The organism is Mesorhizobium sp. KR9-304 (genome assembly GCF_040049215.1).
Lineage (GTDB): Bacteria > Pseudomonadota > Alphaproteobacteria > Rhizobiales > Rhizobiaceae > Mesorhizobium_K.
On the sequence record NZ_JBDZDN010000002.1, the window covers coordinates 285,804 to 311,993 of the forward strand.

The following is a 26,190-nucleotide window of genomic DNA, read 5'->3' on the forward strand; positions in this document are numbered from 1 at the left end:
CATTCGGAACGGCGCATGGCGGCGGAAGCAGCAACGGGCAGCGAACTGGTTCAGGTGGTGGCGCTGCTGACGGCCGGCGTCGTGGCGGTGCCGATCTTCAGGCGAATGGGCCTGGGCTCCATTCTCGGCTATCTCGCCGCCGGCCTCGTCATTGGTCCATTCGGCCTGGCCGTCTTCTCGGAAGCCGAGGCCATACTGCACGTTGCCGAACTCGGCGTGGTGATGTTCCTTTTCATCATCGGATTGGAAATGCAGCCTTCGCGCTTGTGGGGTCTGAGGCGCGAGATATTCGGGCTCGGCGCCATGCAGGTGGGCGTGTGCGCGCTGTTGCTGACGGGCGTCGGCGTAATCGGCGGCTTCCCGGTTGCAGTCTCTTTCGTCGCTGGCGCGGGCTTCGTGCTCACATCTACCGCCATCGTCATGCAGATTCTCGAGGAACGAGGCGATGTCTCGACGCCCAGGGGGCAGCGAATAGTCTCGATCCTGCTTTTCGAGGATCTCGCCATCGTGCCGCTGTTGGCCCTGGTTGCATTCCTGGCGCCGGCGGGAGAGGAGATCACCGTTTCCGAGCGGCTTGTCGGCGTGGCGATCGGCGTCGCCTCGATCGTCAGCCTCGTTGTCGCGGGCCGCTATCTGCTCAACCCGCTGTTCAGGATGCTGGCGGACTCCCGCGCCCGCGAGGTCATGACCGCCGCCGCCCTGCTTGTGGTGCTGGGCTCCGCGCTCGCCATGCAACTCAGCGGGCTTTCCATGGCGATGGGGGCGTTCCTCGCCGGCGTGATGCTCTCCGAATCGACCTTCCGGCATCAACTGGAAGCCGACATCGAACCCTTCCGCGGTATCCTGCTCGGCCTGTTCTTCATGGCGGTCGGCATGTCGCTCGACCTGACGGTCGTCGCCGCCAACTGGCGGACGGTCGCAATCTGCGTCGCAGCCTACATGGTCATGAAGGCGGTCGGCATCTATGCGGTCGCGCGATGGAGGTCCAGCCATCGCGACGCGCTGGAGCGCGCCGTCGTCATGGCGCAGGGCGGCGAGTTCGCATTCGTGCTTTATTCGGCCGCCGCCTCAGTCGGCATCATCGACGGCGAGGCGAATGCGATACTCACCGCCATCATCATCGTCTCGATGATCCTCACGCCTTTCGCCATCGCGGTCCTGCGCGCCGTCACGCCCAAGGACGAGCAGACGCTCGAAGGGGTCGACATCGCATCCGGGTTGAACGGCAGCGTCCTGATCATCGGTTTCGGCCGATTCGGCCAGATCGTCAGTCAGCCTTTGCTGTTGCGCGGCGTCGATGTCTCGATCATCGACAATGACGTCGAGATGATCCAGGCGGCGGCCGATTTCGGCTTCAAGGTCTATTACGGCGACGGCACCCGCCTCGACATTCTGCACGCCGCCGGCGCCGGCCGTGCCCGGGCGGTGCTCATCTGCGTCGACAAGGCGGAAGCCGCCGTCAGGATCGCCGAGAACTTGAAGGAGGAGTTTCCGCTCGTACCGGTGCTGGCGCGCGCCTACGACCGCGGCGCGGCGATCGGACTCATGAACGTCGGCGTCGACTACCAGATCCGCGAGACATTCGAATCCGCGTTGCTGTTCGGCGGCGCGACTCTGGAGAAGCTCGGTGTCGATCAGGCCGAAGTAGCCGAGGTCATCGAGGACGTCAGGCGAAGGGACGCGGAGCGGCTTGAACTGCAGATTTCGGGCGGCCTCCAGGCTGGGCGCCGTCTGATGAAAGGCAACATTCCCGAGCCGACGCCGACGCCGCTGACGCCGCCCAGGCGCCCCGGCCAGGCGATGAACGAAGGTGCCGCCGACGCGCTCGGAGGCAGAACCGCTCCCGCCGGGGAAGGAGCCTGACATGGCGGAGGATTTGGACCCCCGAGCTGCCGAAGTCGTCGATTTCTGGCGCGACGCCGGCGAAGATGCCTGGTTCACCAAGGATGCCGGCTTCGACGCCGGCTTCCATGACCGCTTCCGCGACCTGCATTTCTTGGCGGCGCGGCGCGAGCTCGACGACTGGATCGGCCACCCTGAAAGCGCGCTGGCGCTGATGATCCTGCTCGACCAGTTCCCGCGCAACTGCTTTCGCGGCACCGCCCATATGTTCGCGACCGACCCCTTGGCCCGCCACTTCGCACGCAAGGCGCTCGAGGCCGGCCATCATTCAGCCGTCGACAAAGAACTGCGCCCCTTCTTCCTGATACCGTTCGAGCACTCAGAGAGCTTGGCCGACCAGCATTTTGCCGTAGAACAGTGCGCGCTCTACGCCCCAGGCTACATCAGCTATTTTATCGAACACCGCGATATCATCGAGCGCTTCGGCCGTTTCCCGCATCGCAATCGCGCGCTTGGGCGCGAGACCACGCCGGAAGAACAGGCTTTTCTCGACAGCGGCGGCTTCGCCGGCTGACTGGGAACAGACCCTAAGCTCTCCACCAGTCGCGGCCCGATGACTGCCGCTCGATGCCCTCGGTGTCGATCTCCGCGAGATAGTCCGAAAGCCGCCGTCCCTTGACCACGAAGTCCGGCGCAATCTCGGCCAGCGGCGTCAGCACGAAGGCGCGCTCCAGCATGCGCGGATGCGGAATTTCCAGCCCGCTCTCGTGCACGGTGCGCTCGCCGAAGACCAGTATGTCGATGTCGATCAGCCGCGGCCCCCAGCGTTCCTGCCGCACGCGCTTCAACCGCCGCTCGGCGTCGAGGCAGGCGTCCAGCAGGCCGCGTGGCGAAAGCTCGGTCAGCACCTCGGCCGCGGCGTTGAGAAAATCCGGCTGATCGGTCTTGCCCCAGGGCGGCGTGCGATAGAGCGACGAGACGGCCACCACTTCCGTCCCCGGATCGGCGTCCAGCATCCTCAGCGCCGAGCCCATCGACGTGGCGGGATCGCCGAGATTGCCGCCGAGGCTGAGATAGGCCCGCTCTTTATTCGGGCCAGGCAACGGTCACCTCGACATGATCGAGAACGCCCGGCACCGGTGCGTTCGGCTTGCGAACGGTGATCTCGGCGCGGCTGATCTGGGGAAAGCGCAGGGTCAGCGCCTTGCCGACCTCCAGCGCCAGCGCCTCGATCAGAAAACGCCGCTCGCCGGTGATGATCCTTTCGATCACCTGGAAGGCAACGCCGTAGTCGACCGTGCCCTCGATGGAATCATCTTCGAGCGCCCGGCCGGGATCGACGGTCAGGGCCGCGTCGACGTAGAACCGCTGGCCGAGCGTCTCCTCTTCGTCGAGCACGCCGTGGCGCGCGAAGAAGGCGCAGTTCTTCATCCGGATGAGGTACATGTCGGTCAGGTTCCAGGCGCCGGTCTTTGGCGCGCAAGCATAGCATCCGCGAAGGCCAGCGCATCCACGTTGATTGCGACATCGTGCACGCGAAAAAGCGCGGCTCCCTTGAGCCGCAGGATGACGCTGGTCGCCGCCGTGCCGGCATCGCGGGCGTCCGCGTCGCGCCCGGTGACGTGACCGATGAACCGCTTGCGCGAGGTTCCGACCAGGAGCGGCAGGCCGAAGGCGTGCAGTTCCTCGAAGCGCGCCATCAGTTGCAGGTTCTCCTCGGGGTCCTTGGCGAAGCCGAAGCCGGGATCGAGCACGATCTGGTCGCGCTGGACCCCGCAAGCCTCGGCAATCTCCAACGAGCGGCCGAGGAAGGCGAACTGGTCGGCGATCACGTCGGCGAGTTTCTCGCGTTCCCGCCCCGTATGCATGACGACGAGCCCTGCTCCGGTGGCGGCGGCCAGGCGGGCGATGTCCGGTTCGCGCTGCAGCCCCCAGACGTCGTTGACGATATGCGCGCCTGCCGCGACGGCGAGCCGCGCGGTCTGTTCGCGGTAGGTGTCCACCGAGATCAGGCAGGCGCCCTCCGCCGCCAGCGCCTCGATCACCGGCAGGACACGCCGCTGCTCTTCCAGCGCTGTGAGGGGGTTCGCCCCCGGCCGCGTCGACTCGCCGCCGACATCGATGATGTCAGCACCTTCGCCAACCATGCGGCGGGCCTGGCTGAGAGCGTTCTCGACCGTGTCGAACCGGCCGCCGTCCGAAAAGCTGTCCGGCGTGACGTTGAGCACGCCCATGACCAGCGCTTTGCCGTCGAGGTCGAGATGGCGTCCATGCGCCAGCATCCAACGTTTTGCTGCCATTTGTCCCGGCTCGAATTTCGCGCGTGAGCCATGCGACCTGCGTGCCCGAAAATCAACGGCTTAAATTGACGGCATTGGGGCGGTGTCGCCAGCGGGTCGAGAAAGCGAGCGCCTGCGTGCGATTTCCGTTGCGTGGCCACGCCGGCTGGCGCAAGCTTTTCGAAACTGGGCGAAGCCATGACGCGCATCTTTCTCGTAGTATCCCTGCTTGGCCTGACGGCGCTTCCTTCGGCGGCCGCGAACCTCGCGAAGACCTACAGCTATTTCTCCGTCGGTGGCACGACGCTCGAAGAGCTGGAAAGACAGCTCAACGAGCGCGGCCCGCATGTGAAGAGCACCGGCCGGCGCCATCCCGGCGCCACGCGCATGCAGTTCAACACCCGGCTCGGCTACACGGAGAAGAGCGGCTCTTGCCGCATCACCGAGGCGACCGTCACGGTCAAGGCGAAGGTCATTCTTCCGCGCTGGCGCCAGCGCGGCAAGGCCGACCAGGACGTCCGCCTGATCTGGGACACGCTTTCGGACGACATCAAGCGCCACGAGGAGCAGCACGTCGTCATAGCCCAGAACCATGCGCGCGAGCTCGAGAGGAAGCTTGTCGGGCTTGGCCGCCAGAAATCCTGCGCGATCGCGGCACAGAAGGCAACGGCGACAGCCGACAAGGTTCTCGATAAGCACGACAAGGCGCAGGCGAAGTTCGACACGATCGAAGGCGCCAGCTACGAGAAGCGCATGCTGAAGCTGATGCGCCAGCGCATCAGGATGATCGAGGCCGGTAAGATCGCGGGTTAGCGGACCGGCGGTCGGCCTCGGTCCCGCTTCAGGCAGGCTCCACCGCGCGGCGGTAGATGTGCCATGTGGCATGGCCGAGCACCGGCAGCACGACAAGAAGCCCGAGGAAGAACGGCGCGCAGGCGAGAAGCACGGCGACCGTCACGCAGACGCCCCAGCCGAGCATCGGCAGCGGGCTCGCCAGCACCGCCTTCACGCTGGTGATCATGGCGGTGACGATGTCGACCTCGCGCTCCATCAGGAGCGGGATTGAGACGACCGTTATCGAGAACAGGATCATCGAAAGGACCGCGCCGTCCAGGTGCCCGACTGCGAGGAATATCCAGCCCTGCTCCGTGGTGAAGACGACAGACAGGAATTTCTCCAGGGTGGAGAAGGACATCCGCCCGAGGATGAGCGCGAGCAGCAGCCGCACCTGGTACATCCACACCCAGAACACGAACAGCATGACGAACGCCATCCAGGAGAACTCGCGGCGGCGCAGCGCCCAGACCGCCGACAGCACCTGCGGCCAGTCGAGCGGGAGGCCCTTCTCCAGCCGCCGGCTCACCTCGTAGAGCCCGGCCGCGGCGAAGGGGCCGATCAGCGGGAAGCCGATCGCGAAGGGATAGATCATCCAGGGCATGTGCCAGTAGGTGAGCGCAAGCACGATGACCATGCCGATGACGGTGAACACCGCGCCGAAGAACAGGCCGAAGAGCGGCGCGCGGGCGAAGTCGGAAATCCCTTGCGCCAGACAGGCGCGCAGGTCCGCCGCAGTTAGCGCATTGACCTTCGGCATCGTCGGCATGGCCGGCGTTCCGCTGCGCGGCAATTCCTGCGGCATTTCCCCCATCCTCCCCAGGCGAAACCGTCCAACTGGATATTCCCCTAGGACAGGTCTTCGCGAAAGACCTTGATCCGGATCAAAGGGGGGAAACGGGCGCGGGCGGACCGTCGGTCGGGACCCCTCACGCCACTCCGAGCTTTTTCTGCAGGCTGGTGGAAGAGGTCGTGTACTGGAAAACGATACGTTCGCCGGGGCTGACGATGCGTTTGGCCGCCTGCGCCATCAGCGCCACCTCGTGGAAGCCCGACAGGATCAGCTTGAGTTTGCCGGGATACCAGTTGATGTCGCCGACGGCGAAGATTCCAGGCATCGAGGTCTCGAATTTCTCCGTGTCGACCGGGATCAGGTTCTCGTGGAGGTTCAACCCCCATTCCGCGATCGGCCCGAGCTTCATGGTCAGGCCGAAGAACGGCAGCATGCGTGTGCACGGGACCTCGACATCGCCGTCCGGCCCCTTGATCGTGGCGGATTCGAGCTGGCCGTCGCTCCCCTTGATGGCCGAGACCTGGCCGACCTGGAAGTCGAGTTCCTTCCTTTCGTGCATGGCGAACATCTTGTTGACGCTGTCGGGCGCGGCACGGAATTCCGGCCGCCGGTGGACCAGCGTCACGCTTTTCGCGACCGGCTGCAGGTTCAGCGTCCAGTCGAGCGCGGAATCGCCGCCGCCGACGATGACGAGGTCGTGGCCGCGGAACTCCTCCATGCGCCGCACGGAATAGAAGACGCTTTTGCCCTCGAAGGCCTCGATGCCGGGGATCGGCGGGCGCTTGGGCTGGAAGGAGCCGCCGCCGGCGGCGATGACAACGATCTTGGCCTCGAACACCTCATTCTCGTCGGTGGTGACGCGGAAAGTGCCGTCCTCCAGCTTCTCGAGCCCGGAAACCATGCGGTTGAATGTGAATTCCGGCTTGAACGGCGCGATCTGCTCCATCAGCCGGTCGACCAGCCCCTGCGCGGTGACGGACGGCAGCGCCGGAATGTCGTAGATCGGCTTCTCCGGATAGAGCTCGGCGCACTGGCCGCCTGGACGGTCGAGAATGTCGATCAGGTGGCACTTCATGTCGAAGAGCCCGAGTTCAAACACCGCGAACAGGCCGACCGGCCCCGCGCCGATAATCACCACGTCGGTCTTGATGGTCATGCCCGGCCCTCTTGGATTGACGCGTCAGGCTCCAAACCCTGCTGCTCGACAGACCCTAGCCGGGGACGGGCGCCGGCGGCAATCGGCCAGATTGAAGCGCTATGGCGCGGCCGGCGCTCCGGCGGTCAGCCCTGGCGCTCGGGGACGGTCACGACCAGCCCGTCCAGTTCGTCCCTGACCTTGATCTGGCAGGAAAGCCGCGAATTCGGCCTGACGTCATAGGCGAAGTCGAGCATGTCCTCTTCCATCGCCTCGGGCTCGCCCACGATCCCGGTCCACGCCTCATCGACATAGACATGGCACGTCGCGCAGGCGCAGGCGCCGCCGCATTCGGCTTCGATGCCCGGAACGGCGTTGCGGATGGCGTTCTCCATGACGGTGGAACCGTTTTCCGCTTCGACGTCGAAACGCGTGCCGTCAGGGGCAATGTAGGTGAGCTTTGTCATGAAGCAGTCCCGGAATTGGCCTTCCGAGATAATGACTCCGCGCTGCGTGTCAACTGCGGCACGCAACCGCCCTCGGCAGGCGCAAACCGGCGATCCTGAGGTTCTCTATCGATTGATCGACGCTATGAAGTCGCAGGCCTCGTCGATCAGGCGCGCCAGGCGCTTCAGTATGATACGGTCCGTCGGGCTGTTTTCGATCGCCCCGGCGCATTCGGCTATCGCCATGGCCCCTACCCCGCGTGCCGAACCTTTCAGGGCGTGAGCCAGGAACAGACGTTCCTTGATATCCGCCTTGTCGATCCGGCTGCGGACGGCAAGCGCCTGTTCCTTGAACATGCCGAGAACCTCGCGCTCCAACTCGCGATCTCCCATGGTTTGCCGCGACAGCTGAGCCAGGTCGATCGGTCGCGACCGGCCCGGCTGGGAGGCCTCGCCGCCCGGCATCGAGAAGGCGACGTTCTCGTAACCATTGCGCAAAATAGCCAAGACCTTCTCCCGGGACATTCGACCGGCTGTCAGAATAGGGGCTCGGCGTGGACAAGGCGTTAACCGGGGAAAGGCCTGAAACCCGGCGCAAATTCGCCGCAAAGCGGTTCAGTGTTAACCTTATGTTTAAACTTTTACACATCAGCCGGATTGCAGGTTTCCTTTACCTGTATGTGTCACTACGATACGGCGGGTCCATAAAAGCCTCGTGCGCGGACATTTTCTGTCCCAGATCATTGCGATTGCGCACATTGAGTAGAGGGTAACGGCGGCATGGCGAAAAAACCGACCACGACCAGGACAATCGAGAACGATGTCTCAAGGGAGCTCGAAAGCGCTCTCGATCTCGACCTTTCGGAAGCCCGGAACAACCCGGACGTTTCCGTCTCTATGGACGACCTGGAGGCCCAGATCTCGCAGGCGGCGGACGAACTTGTGCGCGAAGGCCGTAACGGCCAGCCTGCCCGCTCCAGTGCCCGCCCCGGCGCCCGTACTGGGCAGCAGGAGCAGGATTTCCGGCCAGTCGACCGTCCTGTGGACCGCCCCATGGACAGGCCAGTGGACAGGCCCGTGGACAGGCCGATCGAGCGGCCAGCCGCCAACCAGCCGGCGACATTCGCGCCGGCGAACGACGATCGCCAGAAGGATTTTCGTTCCATCCTGCACGGCCTCAACAAGCGGGCATCGCGGACCGTCTATTGGGTTGCCGCCCTTCTTTCGGTTCTGTGGCTTGTTGCGTCCGCCTTGCTCGCCGACCGGCTGTTCGGGCCGGATATCTGGCGGACCGGATCCGTCAATCAGCTTTTTGACCGCCCTGAATGGACCATGTTCGTGCTCGGCGCGCTGCTGCCCGTCGTGCTGATCTTCGCCTTCGCGGCCATGGTGCGCCGTGCTCAGGAGATGCGCCTCGCCGCGCAGTCGATGACCGAGGTGGCGTTCCGCCTCGCCGAGCCGGAACATCTGGCCCAGGACCGCGTCATGACGGTCGGTCAGGCCGTCCGCCGCGAAGTCGCGGCTATGGGCGAAGGCATCGAACGCACCCTTGCGCGCGCCGTCGAGCTCGAAACGCTCGTGCATACCGAAGTGAACCAGATCGAACGCTCCTATTCCGAGAACGCGGCGCGGATCCGCGCCCTGGTCGACGGCCTGGGCAGCGAGCGCGAGGCGGTAGTCACCCATGCCGAGCGCGTTCGCGCCTCCATCACCGGAGCGCACGAGACGCTCCGCGACGAGATCGGCCAAGCCTCCGACATCATACGCGACTCGATCCTGAACGCTTCGACCAACCTGTCGATGACGATCACCAATTCCGGCGACACGCTGATCGATCGCATCAATGAAAGCGGCATGCATCTGTTCGATTCGATGGATTCGCGCGTCGATTCCATCACCGACCGGCTGACCACCTCCGGCGAGGCCTTCGCCAGCCTGCTCGACACCCGCATCGCCAAGCTGACCGACAGCACGGACAATCTCACCCGCTCGCTGACCGACCTGCTCGACGACCGCACTTCGGGCATGGTTTCGCTGCTTGGCGGCGCCGCAAGGACGCTGAGCTCGGAATTCGAAGCGAGCCTGAACAGCATCGAGCGCACGCTCTCCGAGCGCGGCCAGGGCCTGATCAGCGAATTCGAGACCCGCGCCCATGCGCTGGATACCGGCACGGCGAAGCTCAACGCGGCGCTCGAAGCGCGGGCCCGCCAGATCAACGAGACGCTGGTCGAACGAGCCAAGGAAATCGCCACGACCTTCATCGAAGGCAAGGAAACCCTGTTCGGCATGATCGATGAGGGCAAGTCCCGCATCGGCGCCGAAATGTCCGACATCGTCCAGTCGACCTCTTCGATGCTGGATGCGCGGGCGACCGATTTCGCCGGCAGGCTCGACCACGCACGCCATGTCGTCTCGCGCGCCTTCGACGCCGACATCCAGCGGCTCAGCGAAGCGCGCGTCGGCATCGACCATGCGGTGGAGAACCATACCCGCAAACTCGCCGAGAGCCGCGACCGCATGGCTGCCGCACTGCAGTCCGACCTGGCGAAATTCGCCGAGGGCCGCGCCAGTATCGACGCCGCCGTGGGCACCCAGGTGCAGAAGCTCGCCGAGGGCCGCAACATGATCTCGCGCGCCCTGGAAGAGGATCTGCGCAAGATCAACGATCAGCGCGCATCGATCGACTCCGCGCTGTCGAGCCAGCTCGAGCGCCTGTCGGCCAGCCGCGACAGTCTTTCGAAAATCCTCGCGGAAGACTCGCAGAAGCTTACGCAAACTCGCGTAAATATTGACGAAATGGTCGCCGGACATGTCGGCAAGCTTGCCGAGGGCCGCAATATTCTGTCGCGGGCGTTGGACGCCGACCTTTCCAAGCTGTCGGAGACCCGCACGAACATCGACGGCATCGTCGCCGCCCAGGTCGAGAAGCTCGCCGAAGGCCGTGACATCCTCTCGCGCGCGCTGAAAGCCGACCTGTCGGCCATCGACAATCTGGTCGAAAGCCAGATCCAGAAGTTCGCGGATGGACGCAATTCGATCGCGCAGGTCCTGGAAAGCGACGTCGAGAAGCTCAAGGAAGGCCGGCAGGTCGTCGAAGGCATGGTGGCCGAGCAGTTGCAGCGGCTCGACCGCGGACGCGAAACGCTTGCCCAGGCTCTCGAGGCCGATCTTGCCGGCATCAACGGCCTCTTGGAAAGCCATGTCGAGAAGTTCGCCGTTGGCCGTACCGGCCTGACCAAGGCCCTTGAAGACGACCTTGCGAGGCTCGCGCAGAGCCGTTCGAGCATCGACGGGCTGGTCGCCGGCCAGGTCGAGAAACTCGCGGAAGGCCGCGACATCCTCAAGCGCGCTCTGGAAGCCGACTTGAACAAGCTGGCGGACGCCCGCGCGGACGTCGACGCGCTGGTCACCGGCCATGTCGAGAAGCTGGCCGAGGGACGCGAGGCGCTGTCGCGCGCCCTGCAGGACGACCTTGGCAAGCTCGCCGAAACGCGCGGCAACATCGATACGATCGTCGCCAGCCAGGTGGAAAAGATCGCCGAAGGCCGCGAGATCCTCTCCAGGGCGCTTGAGGAGGACCTGAGCAAGGTGGCCGTCAGCCGCGGCACGATCGATGCCTTCATCACCGGACAGGTGCAGAAATTCGCCGAAGGCCGCAACATACTGACCAAGGCGCTCGAAGACGACCTGAACAAGCTGGCCGAGAGCCGCAGCGGAATCGACGGGCTCGTCGCCGGCCAGGTGGAAAAGCTGGCGCAGGGACGCGACATCCTGACCCGTGCCCTTCAGGCCGATCTCGACAAGCTCGCCGAAGCGCGCGCCAATGTCGACGAGCTCGTCGCCGGCCAGGTCCAGAAGATCGCGGAAGGCCGCGAAACCCTGTCGCGGGCGCTGCAGGCCGATCTGCAGAAGGTCGCCGAAGGCCGTGCCGTTTTCGACGACGTTGTCGCCAGCCACGTCGCCCGCCTTTCCGATGGACGCGACACGATGGCGAAAGCCCTCGACGAGGACCTCGGCAAGCTCGCCGAGGCGCGTCGCGAGATCGATGCCGCCATCGCCGCGCATATCGAGACGATCGCCGGCAAGCGCGTCGACATCTCGCAGGCGGTTGCAGCCGACGTCGAGAAGATCGAGGAGGCCTTCCGTCGCCAGACCGGCGTCATCGAAGAGCGCACCGGCACCATGGAGCGGGCGCTGAATATCGGCGTCGACAATGTTCGCCAGGTGCTGGAGAAGAGCGCCGTGTCCATGGCCGGCGCCCTGCGCGACAAGGTGCTTGAAGTCACCAACGTCCTCAACGAGCAGGCCGGCAACGCCTTTACGGAAGCCGACCGGCGGATGGCCGAGCGCGCGGAGCAGACCTCCGCTGCCCTGCTCGCCCGGGTCGAGGACATCGCCAAGGCGTTTGGCGAGGCCGACGGCAGGATCGCCGCCCGCACGGAAGCCACCGCCAGCTCGCTTCTGGCACGCGGCGAGGAAGTGGCGGGTCTCATCTCGGCTCGCGCCGAGGACATCGCCCGCGTCATGGACGAGACCGACCAGCGGCTCGCCGCCCGTGCCAAGGATACGTCGACGGCTCTGGTCGCCCATGGCGACGAGATCGCCAACCGCATGGCCAGCCGCGCCGAGCAGATCTCGCGTGTCTTCGACGAAGCCGATCAGCAGTTGGTCGCCCGCGCGATGGAGACCGCCGGGTCGCTAGCCGCGCGCGCCGGCGACATATTGCGCAATTTCGACGATGCCGATCAGCGGCTCGGCATGCGTATCAGCGAATCCGCCGACGCGCTCGCCACCCGCGCTTCCGAACTCGGCCGCATCTTCGACAAGGCCGACGAGAACCTCATTGCACGCATCGCCGACGGCGCCGACAAGCTGGAGAGCCGGGCCGGCGAACTCGGCCGCATTTTCGACGAGGCCGACCAGCGTCTGGCCGACCGCGTCGCCGACAGCGCGGCAGCGCTTGGCACCAAGGCCGGCGAGATCATCTTCAACTTCGAGGAAGCCGACAAGCGCCTCTCCAACCGCGTCAGCGACACGGCCAGCGTCCTGTCGAGCCGCGCTTCGGAAATCGGCAACGTGTTTGCCGCCGTCGACAGGCAGGTCGCCGCCCGCGTCGACGAGACGACGCAGGTCCTTTCGGGCCGCGCGCTCGAAGTCAGCAGCCTGTTCGACGAGGCCGAGCAGCGCCTCGCCGCGAAAATCAGCGACAGCGCCATGGCGATCGGCGAGCACGCGGAAGGCATCATCAGCGCCTTCGGCGAAACCGAGCAGCGTATCGTTGCGCGCACGCAGCAGACCTCCGCGGAACTCGATGCCCGCGCGCGCGCCATCGAGGAAACCCTATCCATCGCGGACGAGAAGCTGGCGGCCGGCGCGCAGGCCGTCGCCGCTCGCGTCAACGCTCACGTTGAGGATGCCGAGAACCGCCTGGCCGTTGGCGCCGAGACGATGGGACAGAAGCTCAGCGAGCAGATCGCACAGGCCGAGGCTCAGCTTATCTCGCGCGCCAATGTCATCTCCGAGACCTTCGCGGCGGTTGGCCAGCACATCGGCCAGAGCACCAACGAGGCTGCTCGCACGATCGGTTCCAACACGCGCGAACTCAACGCCATGCTCGCCGAGCGTTCTGCCGAGATCACCAAGATCCTCGACGAAACGGCGCGGCCCCTGGTCGAGCGGTTCAGCGAAACCGGCGACGAACTAGCAAAGACGCTGGACGACGTCACCACCCGCTCGACCGAGCGGTTGCGCGCGGAGAACGCGACATTGGTCAACGCGCTCGCCAACCGCACCGCCGAGACGCTGTCCGCCCTGTCGGAGCACACCGCGGAATCGGTCAACGCGCTTGCCAGCCGTACCGCCGAATCCGTTTCTGCCCTGACCGACCGTACCGCCGAGACGCTGTCGGCCGTCGAAGGCGCGCGCAGCAACCTCGCCGAGGGAGTTACGGGCCTGATCGAAAAGCTGGCTTCGTCGAGTTCCCAGCTCAACGAGCTGATCGAGGCTGCGGCGCAGAACCTCGCCAATGTCGACGAGCATCTGACCGGCAGCACTCAGAGCTTCGCGGCGAGCACCGAGAAGGCCGCACAGACCTTCGCCAGCTCGGCGCGCCTGGTCGACCAGAACACGGCCCGACTGACCGAGCTGTCCTCCGGCACGCTGCGCGAGGTCGCCTCGATCGCCACCAAGTTCGAGGCGCACAGCCGCCTGCTCGCCAGCGCGTCGGACCTTCTCAGCTCCGCCCAGAACAACCTCGAGCACACGCTCGAGCGGCAGTCCTCGCTGGAGGATCTGGCGGTTGGCCTGGTCAAGAAGTCAGAGGATCTCGAGCGTGTCATGCGGTCCTTCGAGAACCTCGTCGGCAGTGCCATGGAAAAGGCCGAAGGCCGCACGCTGGAATCCACTGACAAGATGCGCATAGCCTTTGCCGAGGTCATCGAATCTGCAACCTCGCGCTTCAGCGACGCCACCGAGGACATGCGCCGCACGGCCAATGCGATCCGGACCGAGCTGGAAGACACCCGCGCGGAGATCAAGAAGGGCGTCTTCGAGCTGCCCTTGGAGGCCAAGGAATCGACCACGGCCATCCGGCGCGCCGTCAGCGAGCAGATCAACGCGCTGAAGGAACTGTCGGCGATCGTCGCCAAATCGGGCCGCAGCAACTCGGACGTGTCCGAAGCGCGGCCGGCGCCGCGTCAAGCGGCCCCGGCTCCGCGCCCGGCGGCTCCCGCCGCTGCTCCTCGTCCGGCGGCTCCCGCCGCGCCCCGCGCCGCGGAACCGCCTCGCCGTGCGGCGCCTGCGCCGGTGGCGGCGCCCGCGGCGCCTGCCAGGCGTCCTGCCGCTCCGGTAGCCGAGACTCCGGCACGGGCGGCTACGCTGACCACCGACCGCCCGGCCGAAACGCCCGCTGCCCAGCGGCAGCGCGCCCCGCAGGGCGGATGGGTCCGCGATCTCTTGTCCGGCGCCTCTCGTGAAGAGGACGCAGCGCCGGTGGCGGTTGCCGAGGCTCCGCGTCCGACGCCGAGCCAGCGTTCGCCGTTGCAGGTGGTCGAGTCGCTGAACTCGCTGTCGGTCGATATCGCCCGGGCGATCGACCACGAAGCGTCGATCGAGCTGTGGGATCGCTACCGCCGCGGCGAGCGCGATGTGTTTACGCGCCGCCTCTACACGCTGAAGGGCCAGCAGACCTTCGACGAGATCCGCCGCAAGTACCAGTCGGACGGCGAATTCCGCGCCGCGGTCGACCGTTACTGCGAGGACTTCGAGCGCCTGCTGAAGGACGTCGCCCGCAACGACCGCGACAATGTCATGACGCAGACCTACCTGACGTCGGACACCGGCAAGGTCTACACCATGCTTGCCCACGCCGCCGGCCGGCTGCGGTAAACGACTGAGATTGTACGAAAAAGGGCGGGATGATCCCGCCCTTTTTCTTTGGGTATTGCCGGAACGAGGCGCGGAGCTCGCCCGGCTTCAGATAATCTTCCCCGTCCAGTCGACTATCTCGACCGCCGCCTGCCCGAAGGCGGCGTCGAGCGCGCCGACATAGGCGTCGTTGCCCTCTCCGGTGACCGGCGCCGTGGCGGTGAAGACCTTTTCAGCGCGCACCGTGCCGTTGCGGTCATTGAGCAGCCGCACGAACAGCTCGACATCGGCGCGCGCGCCGCCATCCACGCGCACTTCGAAGGCGCGGATCTCCACAATGACCTGATAGTCGATGGCGAGCCCCTCGCCGGGCTTGCCGACACCCTTGAATTCGCCTGAGCGTTGGAACGTCTCGGCGAGCCGTGCCTGGACGACCTTGGGCAGCCGGTCGGCCCATTGCGCGCCCTTGAGGTACTGGATATTGCCCGGCGCCGTCGAGATCACGATGTTCTGGCCATCGAGCGCCTTGAGCGCCGAAGGCTCCGCGATCAGGATTTGCCGGTAGCTGCGCCCCCTGCCGTCGCCCGCGGCGGGCGCAGTCAGTTCGTAGGTGTCGAGCGGCTTCGATCCGGCGCCCAGCAGCGCACAGCCCGAGAGCAGGATCGAAAGGGTCACGGCCCCCGATATCAGCGCGACTGATCTCAAAATTCGTCCCCGCAAAGACGCCGCCTCGAAGCCGGCGATCTCTCTCCCGATTTCTTGCGGACCCCGGCCGCCAATGTCAACGCCGGATGCGGCCGTCATACTGGCGCACCGTCCCGTCTCCACCCGTGATGATGCGCTGGGGATTGCGCTCCAGGTCGCTGACGGCCTGCTCGATCCGGTTGATCGACCGGCGGCTGTCGCGCACCAGCGCCTCGACATCGCGCAGCCCTTGCCCGGAGAATCGGCCCAGCCCATCCATGATCGTTCCCAGCCGCGAGTTCAGCGTATCGGCGACCTGCTTGAACGATTTCAGCGTCTCGCTGGCGTCGGCCATCACGCCTTCCGCCTCGCCGGAACCGAGCAGCTTGTCGACCTTGACCAATATGCCGTCGACACGCGTCGAGGCGGCGTTCAGCCTGCCGGAAATCTCCTTGGCGTCGCTGATGACCTTGTCTATGTCCTCGGCGCGCGGGCTGAGCTTGCCCGTAAACGCCGCTATGTCGGCCGCTGCCTTGTCGGCGCTGGCGCTTGCCTTCGATATGTTCGATAGCGCGACGCGCACGGTTTCCGTATCGACGCCTTCCAGCACGCCGTCGACCTTCGACAGCGTCTGTTCCGCCTTCTGCGCGAAATCGTTGATCGACGAGACCGCCTTGTCGACGCCGCCAACGATCTCGTCGAAGCGCGTGCTCTGCTCCTTCAGGCTGTTGGTGAACGTCTCGACATTGCCGACGATGTTCTCGATCTTCTGGCGGTCGACCGAGTTGAGCAGTTCCTCCGCCGCCTTCAGCGTGCCGTCGAGTTTGCCGGAGACGCCGGCGAGTTCCTCCGAAAGCGCCGACACGCTCGACAGGAACTTGTCGATGCCGTCGGCGTTCGCGGCCAGCGCATCGGAGAACTTCTTCGCGTTCTCGGCCGTCTGCGTCAGCGGCCCGCGCACGTCCTGGGTGAACCCCTCGAGTTGCGACAGCACCTTGTCGGCCCGGGTGAAGATGTTCTGCGCCGTCTGCAGCAGGTTGGTCACCGCCGATGGGTTGGCGGTGATCTCCGCCACGAGCCCGTCCCGCTCGGCCTCGTCGAGCAGGTTCGGTTCGTTGAGGTCGGCGCCCTTCATTTCGATGTTCGACTGCCCAGTCAGGCCGGCAATGCCGATATCGGCCTGCGTCGACTTGGTGATCGGCGTCAGACGGTCGATTTCGGCGTCGGCGATCGCCACCGTCGGGTTGAGCACGTCGATGTAGACGCGCTTGACGTCGCCGACCCTGACGCCGTTGAAAAGCACGGCGCTGCCGCGGCCGAGCCCGGACGCGGAGCCCGGAATGCGGATGCGCAAGGCGGCGGTTTCGCCACGGTCGCCGATTGCCGCCGCCCAATAGACGAACGCGAACGCCGCCACGATCGCGACCAGCGTGAAGATGCCGACGATGACGTAGTTGGCTCTGGTTTCCATTCCGCCTTATAGCTCCGCCCTACGCGCGCGCGGCAAGATCGAGCTGGCGCGCCCGCTTGCCCCTGAAATAGGATTTCACCCAAGGCTCCTCGCTGGCGAGCATGTCCTCGATGGTGCCCTCGACCAGCACCTTCTTGTTGCCGAGCACGGCAACGCGGTCGCAGGTCGAAAACAGGCTGTCGAGGTCGTGCGTGACCATGTAGACGGTGAGACCCATCGTGTCTCGCAGCTTGACCACGAGTTCGTCGAACTCCGAAGCACTGATCGGATCGAGACCGGACGTCGGCTCGTCAAGGAACACGATCTCGGGATCGAGCGCCAGCGCCCGCGCCAGGGCGGCGCGCTTGATCATTCCGCCGGAAAGCTCGCTTGGATATTTTAGCGCGGCGTCGGGCGGTAGCCCGACGAGTTCGACCTTCAACTGCGCCAGTTCGTTCATCAGCGCCTGCGGCAGATCGAGATATTCGCGCATCGGCACCTGGATGTTCTCCAGGACCGTCAGCGCCGAGAACAGCGCTCCGTGCTGGAACAGCACGCCGACGCGCATGTCGAGCGTGAGCCGTTCGGCCTCGCTCGCCTTGTCGAGGTCGACGCCAAACAGCATGATCGTGCCCGACCGCTTCTTGGTAAGTCCGAGCACGGTGCGCAGCAGGACCGACTTGCCCGCGCCGGAGGCGCCGACGAAGCCGAGGATCTCGCCCTGCCTGACTTCGAGCGACAGGTGGTCGAGCACGACATTGTCGCCGAAGGCCACCGTGACGTCCCGCACCGAAAGCACGATACCGCCGCCCGCGCCTGCCGGCTGGTCTTTGCGCATTTCGATGGTTGCCGCTTCTGTCATCATGCCACAGCCTAGAAGTCGATTGCCGCGTAAAATACGGCGAAGGCCCCGTCGAGGATGATCACCACGAAGATCGACTTCACCACCGAGGCCGTAACGTGCTTGCCGAGCGATTCGGCGCTGCCGCCGACTTTCAGACCTTCCACCGCGCCGATGATGCCGATGATGAGCGCCATGAACGGAGCCTTGATCAGCCCGGCGAAGATCGTGGAAGTGTCGATCGCTATCCGCAACCGGTCGATGAATTGGATCGGCGCTATGTCCGAGTACAACCATGAAACGAGAATACCGCCGCCGAGCGCGGCGAAGTTGGCCAATATGGACAGGCAGGGCAGCGCGACCACCAGCGCGACGAGCCGCGGAAACACCAGCACCCCAACCGGGTTGAGCCCGATCACGGTGAGCGCGTCGACTTCCTCGCGCATCTTCATCGAGCCGATCTCGGCCGTGATGGCGCTGCCGGAGCGGCCGGCGATCATGATCGCCGTCATCAGCACGCCGAGTTCGCGCAGCACCAGGATGCCGACGAGGTCGACGACGAAGATGTCCGCGCCGAAATAGGAGAGCTGGTATGCACCCTGCTGCGCGATGATCGCGCCGACGATTGCCGACATCAGCACCACGACGGGAATGGCTCCGACGCCCATCCGGTCGATCTGGCTGAAGATCGCCGCCATGTTGATGCCGTGGCCGCGCCCGAGCTTCATCTGGCCGCCCCGTATGGTGGCGCCGAGTATGTTCATCGCTGCCAGGAAATCGTTGCGCATCTCGTAGACGCGTTCGCCGAGCGCCATCAGAATGAGGATGATGAAACCCGGCCGCTTCCCGGGCCCGCCGCCGTCCCTCCGCCGCGCGGCGTCTCCCACGGCGTCGAGAAGAATCCGCGAGACTTCGGTGTCGCCTTCGACGCGCGTCTCGATGCCCTTGGCGCGCGCCGTCGAGACGAGGCGCTCGATCAGCCAGGCGCCCGCCGTGTCCATTCTGCCCACACCCGAAATGTCGACGACCAGCGACTGGAAGCCGTTGCGCGCCGGTATGGCCCGCATCGCCTTGTCGACGGCTGCCACCCGGCGTGTCGTCCAGTTGCCGGCAAGCCGGCAGGTCAGCACGCTGCCCTCCTCGCGCGTTTCCACGCGCGGATCCAGGTTCGGTGGCTGGCCGCCGCCCTTGCCTGCTTCCCGTTGGGCGTTGATCTGCATGATGAATCGTCTTAACCGGTCGCGCCACCGCTGTCACTTTGACAGCCACGCCATCGGGCGTCTCCGGAGCAGATATACATGAACCGTGTCCTTTCGGTTGCCGAGGAACGTTTTCCTATCGCGGGAACCTTCACCATCTCCCGGGGGTCGAAGACGGAGGCCGAGATCATCACCTGCACCATTGCGCAGGGCGAGAACTCCGGGCGCGGCGAATGCGTTCCCTACAAACGCTACGGAGAGACCATGGAGAGCGTGCGCCGCCAGATCGAGGCGGCGTCGGCTGCGGTTTCCGCCGGAATCGGCCGCGACGCGCTGCTTGAGGTGATGAAACCCGGCGCGGCGCGCAACGCCGTCGACTGCGCCCTTTGGGACCTGGAGGCCAAGGTCAGCGGCGTCCGCGTCGCCGAACGGCTCGGCGCCGGCACGCCGACACCCCTCGAAACGGCGTTCACGCTCTCCCTGGCGTCGCCTGACGCCATGGCGGCCCAGGCGTGCGAAAACGCTGCGCGGCCGCTGCTGAAGGTGAAGATCGGCGGTGAGGGCGACATCGCCCGCATTCGCGCCGTGCGAGAAGCAGCGCCGGCAAGCCGGCTGATCCTCGACGCCAATGAGGGCTGGACCGACGACAACATCCGCGAAAACCTCGCCGTCGCGGCGCAGCTTGGCGTCGCGCTGGTCGAACAGCCTCTGCCCGCCGGCAAGGATGCGATCCTCGCAAGCATTGCGCACCCCGTACCGGTCTGCGCCGACGAAAGCGTCCACGACGTCGACGGGCTCGAGGCGCTGGTCGGGCTTTATGACGCCATCAACATCAAGCTCGACAAGACGGGAGGGTTGACCGCCGCGCTCCTCCTGCATGAGCGCGCCCGCGAACTCGGCTTCAGCATTATGGTCGGCTGCATGGTGGGCACGTCGCTGGCCATGGCGCCGGCGGTGCTGCTTGCCCAGGGCGCCGACTTCGTCGACCTCGACGGTCCCCTGCTCCTGGCGCGCGACCGCACGCCGGGACTTACCTACCGCGGCTCACTGGTCTGGCCGCCCGAGCCGGAGCTCTGGGGCTGAAGGCCGCCGCCGCGATGAAACCCAGCCCGATCAGCGCAACCACCGCCATCACGTAAAAGCCGGTCGTGCCCAGCCGTTCGTAGAGCGGCCCCGACAGCAGCGTCACCGCCGCCATCGAGAAACCCGTCGAGAAGAAGGCCACGCCTTGCGCGGCGCCCGTGCGCTCTTCCGGCATCGTCTCGCCGATCATCTTCTGCAATCCGATGAGCAGCAGGCCGGTGGACAGCGCGTGCAGGCTCTGCACCGCGAAGAAGCCAGGCACGCCGAGGCCGAGCGGCTCGATCAGGGGATAGGCGATCCATCGAAGGATCGCGGCTCCCCCGGCGATTGACAGCACGGCGCTCGCGGAGATCGACCCGAACAGCCTGTTGAAGACGAGGAATATCAGGACCTCCGCCGTCACCGCCCAGGCCCACAGCAGGCCTATCTCCGTGTCGCTGATGCCGATCCCCTTCCAGTAGATCGACACGAAGCCGAACATGAAGCCGTGGCTGGCGTTGATGATTCCGACGCCGACCACGAACAGGAGAAAATAGGCGCTGAACAGCTTCGGCGCCTTCTGCAGCTCCATGGCCGAAAGCGGAGACGCGCGGCGCGGTCTGCCGAGCCGCGGCGTCAAGAGGGCAGCGGCGAGCGCCAGGAAAAGCCCGCCCGAAATCATGGCGGGGACAGCATCGGCGCTGGTCGCGGCAAGCACCATGCCCCCCACGAGGCTGCCTGCCAGGAACATGAGCGAGCCCCAGATGCGCATCCTGGGATAGCTGGAGCCGAACCGCCTGACTCCGGAAAGCGCAAGCGAATCCGCCACCAGCGACTGGGGCGTCCAGAACACGGTGAGCAGAAGCGATACGGCGAGCACGCCGGCATAGGTCGGCGGTAGGAAATAGCCGAGCGAGGCGACGACCGCCACGGCCGCGACGGCAATCAGCACGTTCGCCCGATCCTTTGCCCGGTCGGCCAGGGCCGTGATGACCGGCGCTGTGACCACGCGCAGGAACATCGGCGCGGCCAGTATGATGCCGATCTGCTCGGCATTGAACCCCTTGCCTTCCAGCCAGAGCGGGAAATAGGGCAAATGGATGCCGAGCGGCATGAAGATGGCGGCAAAAATCAGGGACAGGCGAAGGTCGAAGTGGCTGGGCTTGACGAGCTGGTCGGGCTGGAGAGGCGGCAGTGACATGAAGGGGGAAAGGTCCGGCTTGCGCTGCTCGGGTCGGGTCGCCGAGTATCGCGAGCCAATATCACGCAAGCGGGGGCTGCGAAACCTGCTGGCCCAATCGATGCGGCCGGCGGAACGCATGCAGCGCCGAGGATGCCGAGCTTCGAGGCATGCCGTTCCGGCTGGCTCTGGCGTCTAGGCGTTACCGAATCCGGATTCGAGCGGTGCGTTGCCGCGGGCATGCATCTGGACATCTCGCGCTGCTTTCACGCGGCCTCGACCGCGCGTCCGTCGATCAGCCGCCCGTCGATGAGGACAGGCACGAAACTCTCCGGAAGTGATGGGGTTTCGGCATGCACATGAGGCCAATGCACGATTTCCATCCTGCCGTCGAAATGCTCGACAACCGCCGTGCAGCTTTCGACCCAGTCGCCGGTGTTGATGTAGCGTACATCGCCGAAGGTTTCGATGGCCGCGTGATGGATATGGCCGCAGATCACGCCGTCCACTTCGGCCCGGCGCGCCTCGTCGGTCAGGATGTCCTGGAACGCGCCGATGAAGTTCACGGCCTGTTTCACTGTTGTCTTTGCCCACGACGAAAACGACCAGTAAGGCAGGCCGAACAGCCTGCGCAGCCGCGCGATCAGGCGGTTGGTGAGCATGGCGAAGTCGTATGCCCTGTCGCCGAGATAGGCGAGCCAGCGGACGTTCATCACCACCGTGTCGAACTGGTCGCCGTGGATGATCAGGAAGCGCTTGCCGTCCGCCGCGACGTGGACCGCGCGGTCGGCTACGACGATGCCGCCGAAATGCACGCCCTGAAACATGCGCAGGAATTCGTCGTGGTTGCCGGCGATATAGGTGATGTTGGTGCCTTTGCGGGCCTGGCGCAGCAGTTTCTGCACCACGTCGTTGTGACTCTGCGGCCAATGCCAGGAGCGCCTGAGCCGCCAGCCGTCGACGATGTCGCCGACGAGATAGATCGTCTCCGCCTCGTGATGCCTGAGGAAGTCGATCAGGAAATCGGCCTTCGCCGCCCGTGAGCCGAGGTGGACGTCGGAGATGAACAAGGTGCGGAACTGTTTTGTTGCTGCGCCCGGCATCGTCTTCCAGAACCGTTGCGTTTGCACGAGCCTATGCCCCGATTCATGCAACAGGCGTGTGACACGGGTCCCGCTTCACCCGAACTGCGCGCTCTATCCCTGGCCCTGCCCGCTCGGCGGCGCCGTATTCGATGTCGAATGGCTACGATTGCGGCAAATCGCAGGGGTGCAGCCGGGAATATCCCACAGCGCGTGGATATACATCTCGGCCAACCCGTTGATTTCCTTTGACTGCGAAAAATAATCGGGCCTGTTCATTCACGCCGATTCCGCTTGAGCGATACTTGCGCCATCGCCCTCGCGGGAACACGGGTCATGAACCGGATGAGCGTGGAGGGGACGGCGCCGGATCGGTCGCGCTACGGTGGCGCGGCTGGGTGATGAGCCCTGAGGTCCGGGCCCTGACCGAGGTCGCGCGGTGATAAAATTCGCTGCGTCCCCTCCAGGTAGGGCAAGCACGCCGGCGGGGCGCGGGAGACCGTGCCACGTACTAACAATTGAGAGGCTCGGTCCCGTGCCCCGCTTCCCACCCATCAAACAAAGGCCAGATGCGAAAGCAGGCGTGGCAACGGTGAAACGCGCTTTGCGCTGGCCCAACCGGCCTCGGGTTGCGGTCCCAGCCATCCCCACGCTAGCCTCCCCACTCAGGAAAACAGGAGAACGGTCATGGATCTGGGCATTCGCGGCAAGAAGGCCATCGTCTGCGCATCGAGCCGCGGCCTGGGCAAAGGCTGCGCCGTGGCGCTCGCCGAGGCCGGCTGCGACCTCGTCGTCAACGGCCGTGACGCTGAAGTGCTCGCCCGCACCGCGGCCGGGATTCGCGATCGGTTCGGCGTCAGCGTTGTCGAAGTGCCGGGCGACGTGGCCGATCCCGCCATCCAGAAGAAGCTGCTCGCGGCAGCGCCGCAGGTTGACATTCTCGTCAACAACAATGGCGGCCCGCCCTACCGGCCGTTCAGCGAGCTGGACCGCGAAGCGATCCTTAAGGGTGTCACCAACAACATGGTCGCGCCGCTCGAACTCATTCAGGCCGTGATATCAGGCATGGCCGAGCGCAAATTCGGCCGCATCGTCAACATCACCTCGCTGTCCGTCTATATGCCCATTCCCGGCCTCGACCTTTCCTCGGGCGCTCGCGCCGGCCTGACCTCGTTCCTGGCCGGGGTCGCTCGCACGGTCATCGACAAGAACGTGACCATCAACCAGATCCTGCCCGGCAAGCTCGACACCGACCGATTGCGCGGTCCCCACGAGCCAGGCTCGGTGGAGGACGCCGCCGCCGCAGCGAAGAGGAAGGCCGAGCAGGCCTCCACAATCCCGGCCAAGCGGCTCGGCACGCCCGAGGAGTTCGGGCAGGTCTGCGCCTTCCTGTGCTCGGTTCATGCGGGCTACCTCACCAGCCAGAACATCCGTGTCGACGGCGGCCTTTACGTCAGCGCCTTTTGAATCGCCACGTCAGCCACTTGACTCGATTTCGCAGCCGGTCGCGCCAACCAACTGGAATCGTCATGTTTTATCGGCCTCCGCCAATCACCGCTTTTTGCGGCCGCGAGCCTCGCAAATCCGGCCACGCATGATAGAACGCCTGACGCGCCACGCTTTGGCCAAAGGGATCGGACTGGGATCGGACGGGATGGAGACGGACAAGCAGAAAAACGCGCGTTTCGACCTCGACCAGGCGGCGCTCTTCTTTCACAAATACCCGATCCCCGGAAAGCTGGAGATCCAGGCAACCAAGCCGCTCGGCAACCAGCGCGACCTCGCGCTCGCCTATTCGCCGGGCGTCGCGGCTCCCTGCCTGGCCATCCGCGACGATCCCGAACTCGCAGCCGACTACACCGGCCGCGCCAACCTCGTCGGCGTCGTCTCCAACGGCACCGCCGTACTCGGCCTCGGCAACATCGGCCCGCTTGCTTCCAAACCGGTGATGGAGGGCAAGGCTGTCCTGTTCAAGAAGTTCGCCGGCATCGACGTGTTCGACATCGAGATAGATGCGCCCGACATCGAGCGCATGGTCAGCACCATCTCCGCGCTGGAGCCGACCTTCGGCGGCATCAATCTGGAAGACATCAAGGCGCCCGAATGTTTCGAGGTGGAAGAGCGCCTGAAGGAGAAGATGGGCATCCCCGTCTTCCATGACGATCAGCACGGCACCGCCATCATCGTCGCCGCGGCCGTCCTGAACGGGCTGGAGTTTGCAGGAAAAGCCCTGCCCGACATCAAGATCGTCACCTCGGGCGCCGGCGCCGCGGCGCTCGCCTGCCTCAATCTGCTCGTGTCGCTCGGCGCCAAGGTCGACAACATCTGGGTCACGGACCGCTTCGGCGTCGCCTACAAGGGCCGCGTCGACGAAATGGACCGCTGGAAGGACCCCTACGTAAAGGACACGCCTCACCGCACCCTGGCCGATGTCATCCCTGGCGCCGATGTATTCCTTGGCCTGTCGGCGGCCGGGGTCTTGAGCGCCGACCTGTTGAAGGACATGGCGCCGAAGCCTCTGATCCTGGCGCTGGCGAACCCCACGCCCGAGATCATGCCCGAACTTGCCCGCCAGGCGCGCCCCGACGCGATGATCTGCACCGGCCGTTCGGATTTTCCCAACCAGGTCAACAATGTCCTCTGCTTCCCCTACATCTTCCGTGGGGCGCTCGATTGCGGCGCGCGCGCCATCAACGAGGAAATGAAGATGGCGGCGGTTCGCGCCATCGCCGCGCTTGCCCGAGAGGAGCCGTCCGACGTCGCCGCTCGCGCCTATGCCGAGGAGACGCCGACCTTCGGCCCGGATTTCCTCATTCCATCGCCCTTCGATCCGCGTCTCATCCTCAGGATCGCGCCTGCCGTCGCCCGAGCCGCTTGCACGAGCGGCGTCGCCTCGCGGCCGATCGAGGACTTCGACGCCTATATCGACAAGCTCAGCCGCTTCGTCTTCCGCTCCGGCCTCGTCATGAAGCCGGTCTTCTCGATCGCCAAGGCCGCCCTGGCGAAGCGGGTGATCTACGCCGACGGCGAGGACGAGCGCGTGCTGCGCGCGGCACAGGTCGTGCTGGAGGAAGGCATTGCCGAGCCGATCCTGATCGGCCGCCCGAATGTCGTCGACGTCCGACTGAATCGTTACGGCCTCAGGATAAGGCCAGGAACCGATTTCGAGCTCATCAATCCGGAGGACGATCCGCGCTACCGCAGCTATGTCGACCTGCTGATCGAGCTCACTGGCCGACGCGGCGTGACGCAGGAGGCCGCCCGCCTGATGGTGCGCGCCAACCCGACGGTAATCGCGGCGCTTGCCGTCAAACGAGGCGATGCCGACGCGATGATCTGCGGACTGGAGGGGCGCTTCGAGCGCCATCTGCGCAACGTCACTCTCATCATCGGCCGACGCGAGGGCGTTCGCGATCGCGACCTGTCAACGCTATCGATGCTTATCACGCAGCGCGGCGTCATCTTTCTGACCGACACCTACGTCACCATCGATCCGACGGCCGAGGAGATTGCCGAGATGACGGTGCTGGCCGCCGAAGAGATTCGACGCTTCGGCATCGAACCCAAGGCGGCGCTGCTTTCCTTCTCGGATTTCGGCTCACGCGATGCGCCGAGCGCAATCAAGATGCGCGAGGCCGCCGCCATCCTGCGCAATATCGCACCCGACCTCGAATTCGACGGCGAAATGCACGCGGATACTGCGATTTCCGAGGCGCTGCGCCAGCGCGTCTTCCCGCATTCGAAGCTCAAGGGCGAGGCGAACCTGCTGGTTTTCCCGAACCTCGATGCCGCCAACATCACGCTCACCACCGTGAAGCAGATGATGGACGCTTTGCATGTCGGTCCGATCCTGCTCGGCACGGATAAGCCCGCCCACATCCTGACACCATCGGTAACCTCGCGCGGCGTGGTCAACATGACGGCGCTGGCCGTCGCGGAAGGCGCGCACCGGACGCAGGAACTGGCGCTGCCCTGAGCGGTATTGATCCGGCCCGACG

Annotated in this window: 21 protein-coding genes; 7 read left to right on the plus strand and 14 right to left on the minus strand. The window is 65.4% G+C overall.

The features are described from left to right. Window positions 1–15 precede the first annotated feature (15 nt). On the plus strand, window positions 16–1,863 hold the full coding sequence (locus ABLE71_RS13655; RefSeq protein ID WP_348783985.1) for a monovalent cation:proton antiporter-2 (CPA2) family protein: 1,848 nt from the start codon (window positions 16–18) through the stop codon (window positions 1,861–1,863). Window position 1,864: 1 nt separating this feature from the next. Next, window positions 1,865–2,416 (plus strand): DUF924 family protein, encoded by a 552-nt coding sequence (locus ABLE71_RS13660; RefSeq protein ID WP_348783986.1) that lies wholly within the window; start codon window positions 1,865–1,867, stop codon window positions 2,414–2,416. A 13-nt stretch (window positions 2,417–2,429) separates the two neighbouring features. Here the strand turns inward: ABLE71_RS13660 and folK are convergent, their stop codons facing one another. Genes folK through folP form a run of 3 tightly spaced genes read right to left on the minus strand, consistent with a single transcriptional unit; the run spans window position 2,430 to window position 4,142 of the window. Then, entirely contained in the window at window positions 2,430–2,945 is a 516-nt protein-coding gene (folK, locus tag ABLE71_RS13665) for a 2-amino-4-hydroxy-6-hydroxymethyldihydropteridine diphosphokinase (RefSeq protein ID WP_348783987.1), read from the minus strand. Next, window positions 2,929–3,288, minus strand: a complete 360-nt coding sequence (gene folB / locus ABLE71_RS13670) for a dihydroneopterin aldolase (protein ID WP_348783988.1) — start codon at window positions 3,286–3,288, stop codon at window positions 2,929–2,931. The genes folK and folB overlap by 17 nt, the downstream gene beginning before the upstream one ends. Window positions 3,289–3,293: 5 nt before the next feature. Beyond that, the gene (folP, locus tag ABLE71_RS13675; protein ID WP_348783989.1) at window positions 3,294–4,142 is read right to left on the minus strand and encodes a dihydropteroate synthase; all 849 of its coding nucleotides are present in this window, start codon (window positions 4,140–4,142) and stop codon (window positions 3,294–3,296) included. Window positions 4,143–4,319: 177 nt separating this feature from the next. Between folP and ABLE71_RS13680 the strand changes: the two genes are divergently transcribed. Further along, window positions 4,320–4,934, plus strand: coding sequence for a DUF922 domain-containing protein (locus ABLE71_RS13680; RefSeq protein ID WP_348783990.1), 615 nt, complete (start codon window positions 4,320–4,322; stop codon window positions 4,932–4,934). Between the two features lie 28 nt (window positions 4,935–4,962). Here the strand turns inward: ABLE71_RS13680 and ABLE71_RS13685 are convergent, their stop codons facing one another. The 4 genes from ABLE71_RS13685 to ABLE71_RS13700 form a co-directional block, all read right to left on the minus strand. After that, window positions 4,963–5,760: a DUF2189 domain-containing protein gene (locus ABLE71_RS13685; RefSeq protein ID WP_348783991.1), complete on the minus strand. Its 798-nt coding sequence runs from the start codon at window positions 5,758–5,760 to the stop codon at window positions 4,963–4,965. 124 nt (window positions 5,761–5,884) lie between these two features. Then, the gene (locus ABLE71_RS13690; RefSeq protein ID WP_348783992.1) at window positions 5,885–6,904 is read right to left on the minus strand and encodes an NAD(P)/FAD-dependent oxidoreductase; all 1,020 of its coding nucleotides are present in this window, start codon (window positions 6,902–6,904) and stop codon (window positions 5,885–5,887) included. 125 nt (window positions 6,905–7,029) lie between these two features. Continuing rightward, a complete protein-coding gene (locus ABLE71_RS13695; RefSeq protein ID WP_348783993.1) occupies window positions 7,030–7,350 on the minus strand; it encodes a 2Fe-2S iron-sulfur cluster-binding protein in 321 nt (106 codons plus the stop codon). 105 nt (window positions 7,351–7,455) lie between these two features. Beyond that, window positions 7,456–7,794, minus strand: coding sequence for an Hpt domain-containing protein (locus ABLE71_RS13700; RefSeq protein ID WP_348784481.1), 339 nt, complete (start codon window positions 7,792–7,794; stop codon window positions 7,456–7,458). A 315-nt stretch (window positions 7,795–8,109) separates the two neighbouring features. Here ABLE71_RS13700 and ABLE71_RS13705 point away from each other — a divergent pair, with 315 nt between their 5' ends. After that, entirely contained in the window at window positions 8,110–14,715 is a 6,606-nt protein-coding gene (locus tag ABLE71_RS13705) for a kinesin (protein ID WP_348783994.1), read from the plus strand. An 87-nt stretch (window positions 14,716–14,802) separates the two neighbouring features. Here ABLE71_RS13705 and ABLE71_RS13710 read toward each other — a convergent pair whose 3' ends face one another. The 4 genes from ABLE71_RS13710 to ABLE71_RS13725 form a co-directional block, all read right to left on the minus strand. Continuing rightward, entirely contained in the window at window positions 14,803–15,369 is a 567-nt protein-coding gene (locus ABLE71_RS13710) for an ABC-type transport auxiliary lipoprotein family protein (protein WP_348783995.1), read from the minus strand. Window positions 15,370–15,475: 106 nt separating this feature from the next. Continuing rightward, the gene (locus tag ABLE71_RS13715; protein ID WP_348783996.1) at window positions 15,476–16,849 is read right to left on the minus strand and encodes an MlaD family protein; all 1,374 of its coding nucleotides are present in this window, start codon (window positions 16,847–16,849) and stop codon (window positions 15,476–15,478) included. Between the two features lie 19 nt (window positions 16,850–16,868). Continuing rightward, window positions 16,869–17,690: an ABC transporter ATP-binding protein gene (locus ABLE71_RS13720; RefSeq protein WP_348783997.1), complete on the minus strand. Its 822-nt coding sequence runs from the start codon at window positions 17,688–17,690 to the stop codon at window positions 16,869–16,871. Window positions 17,691–17,701: 11 nt separating this feature from the next. Continuing rightward, entirely contained in the window at window positions 17,702–18,889 is a 1,188-nt protein-coding gene (locus tag ABLE71_RS13725; RefSeq protein ID WP_348783998.1) for an ABC transporter permease, read from the minus strand. A gap of 78 nt (window positions 18,890–18,967) precedes the next feature. Between ABLE71_RS13725 and dgcA the strand changes: the two genes are divergently transcribed. Further along, window positions 18,968–19,951, plus strand: coding sequence for an N-acetyl-D-Glu racemase DgcA (dgcA, locus tag ABLE71_RS13730; RefSeq protein WP_348783999.1), 984 nt, complete (start codon window positions 18,968–18,970; stop codon window positions 19,949–19,951). Here dgcA and ABLE71_RS13735 read toward each other — a convergent pair. From ABLE71_RS13735 to ABLE71_RS13745, 3 genes are all read right to left on the minus strand, one after another. Then, window positions 19,899–21,131 carry an MFS transporter gene (locus tag ABLE71_RS13735; protein ID WP_348784000.1) on the minus strand — a complete coding sequence of 411 codons (1,233 nt, stop codon included), beginning with the start codon at window positions 21,129–21,131 and terminating at the stop codon, window positions 19,899–19,901. The genes dgcA and ABLE71_RS13735 overlap by 53 nt on opposite strands. Window positions 21,132–21,376: 245 nt before the next feature. Continuing rightward, a complete protein-coding gene (locus tag ABLE71_RS13740) occupies window positions 21,377–22,213 on the minus strand; it encodes a UDP-2,3-diacylglucosamine diphosphatase (protein WP_348784001.1) in 837 nt (278 codons plus the stop codon). A 93-nt stretch (window positions 22,214–22,306) separates the two neighbouring features. Further along, window positions 22,307–22,471 (minus strand): hypothetical protein, encoded by a 165-nt coding sequence (locus ABLE71_RS13745; protein ID WP_348784002.1) that lies wholly within the window; start codon window positions 22,469–22,471, stop codon window positions 22,307–22,309. A gap of 408 nt (window positions 22,472–22,879) precedes the next feature. Between ABLE71_RS13745 and ABLE71_RS13750 the strand changes: the two genes are divergently transcribed. Next, window positions 22,880–23,659 carry an SDR family oxidoreductase gene (locus tag ABLE71_RS13750; RefSeq protein WP_348784003.1) on the plus strand — a complete coding sequence of 260 codons (780 nt, stop codon included), beginning with the start codon at window positions 22,880–22,882 and terminating at the stop codon, window positions 23,657–23,659. A 187-nt stretch (window positions 23,660–23,846) separates the two neighbouring features. After that, the gene (locus tag ABLE71_RS13755) at window positions 23,847–26,168 is read left to right on the plus strand and encodes an NADP-dependent malic enzyme (protein ID WP_348784004.1); all 2,322 of its coding nucleotides are present in this window, start codon (window positions 23,847–23,849) and stop codon (window positions 26,166–26,168) included. Window positions 26,169–26,190: the final 22 nt, after the last annotated feature.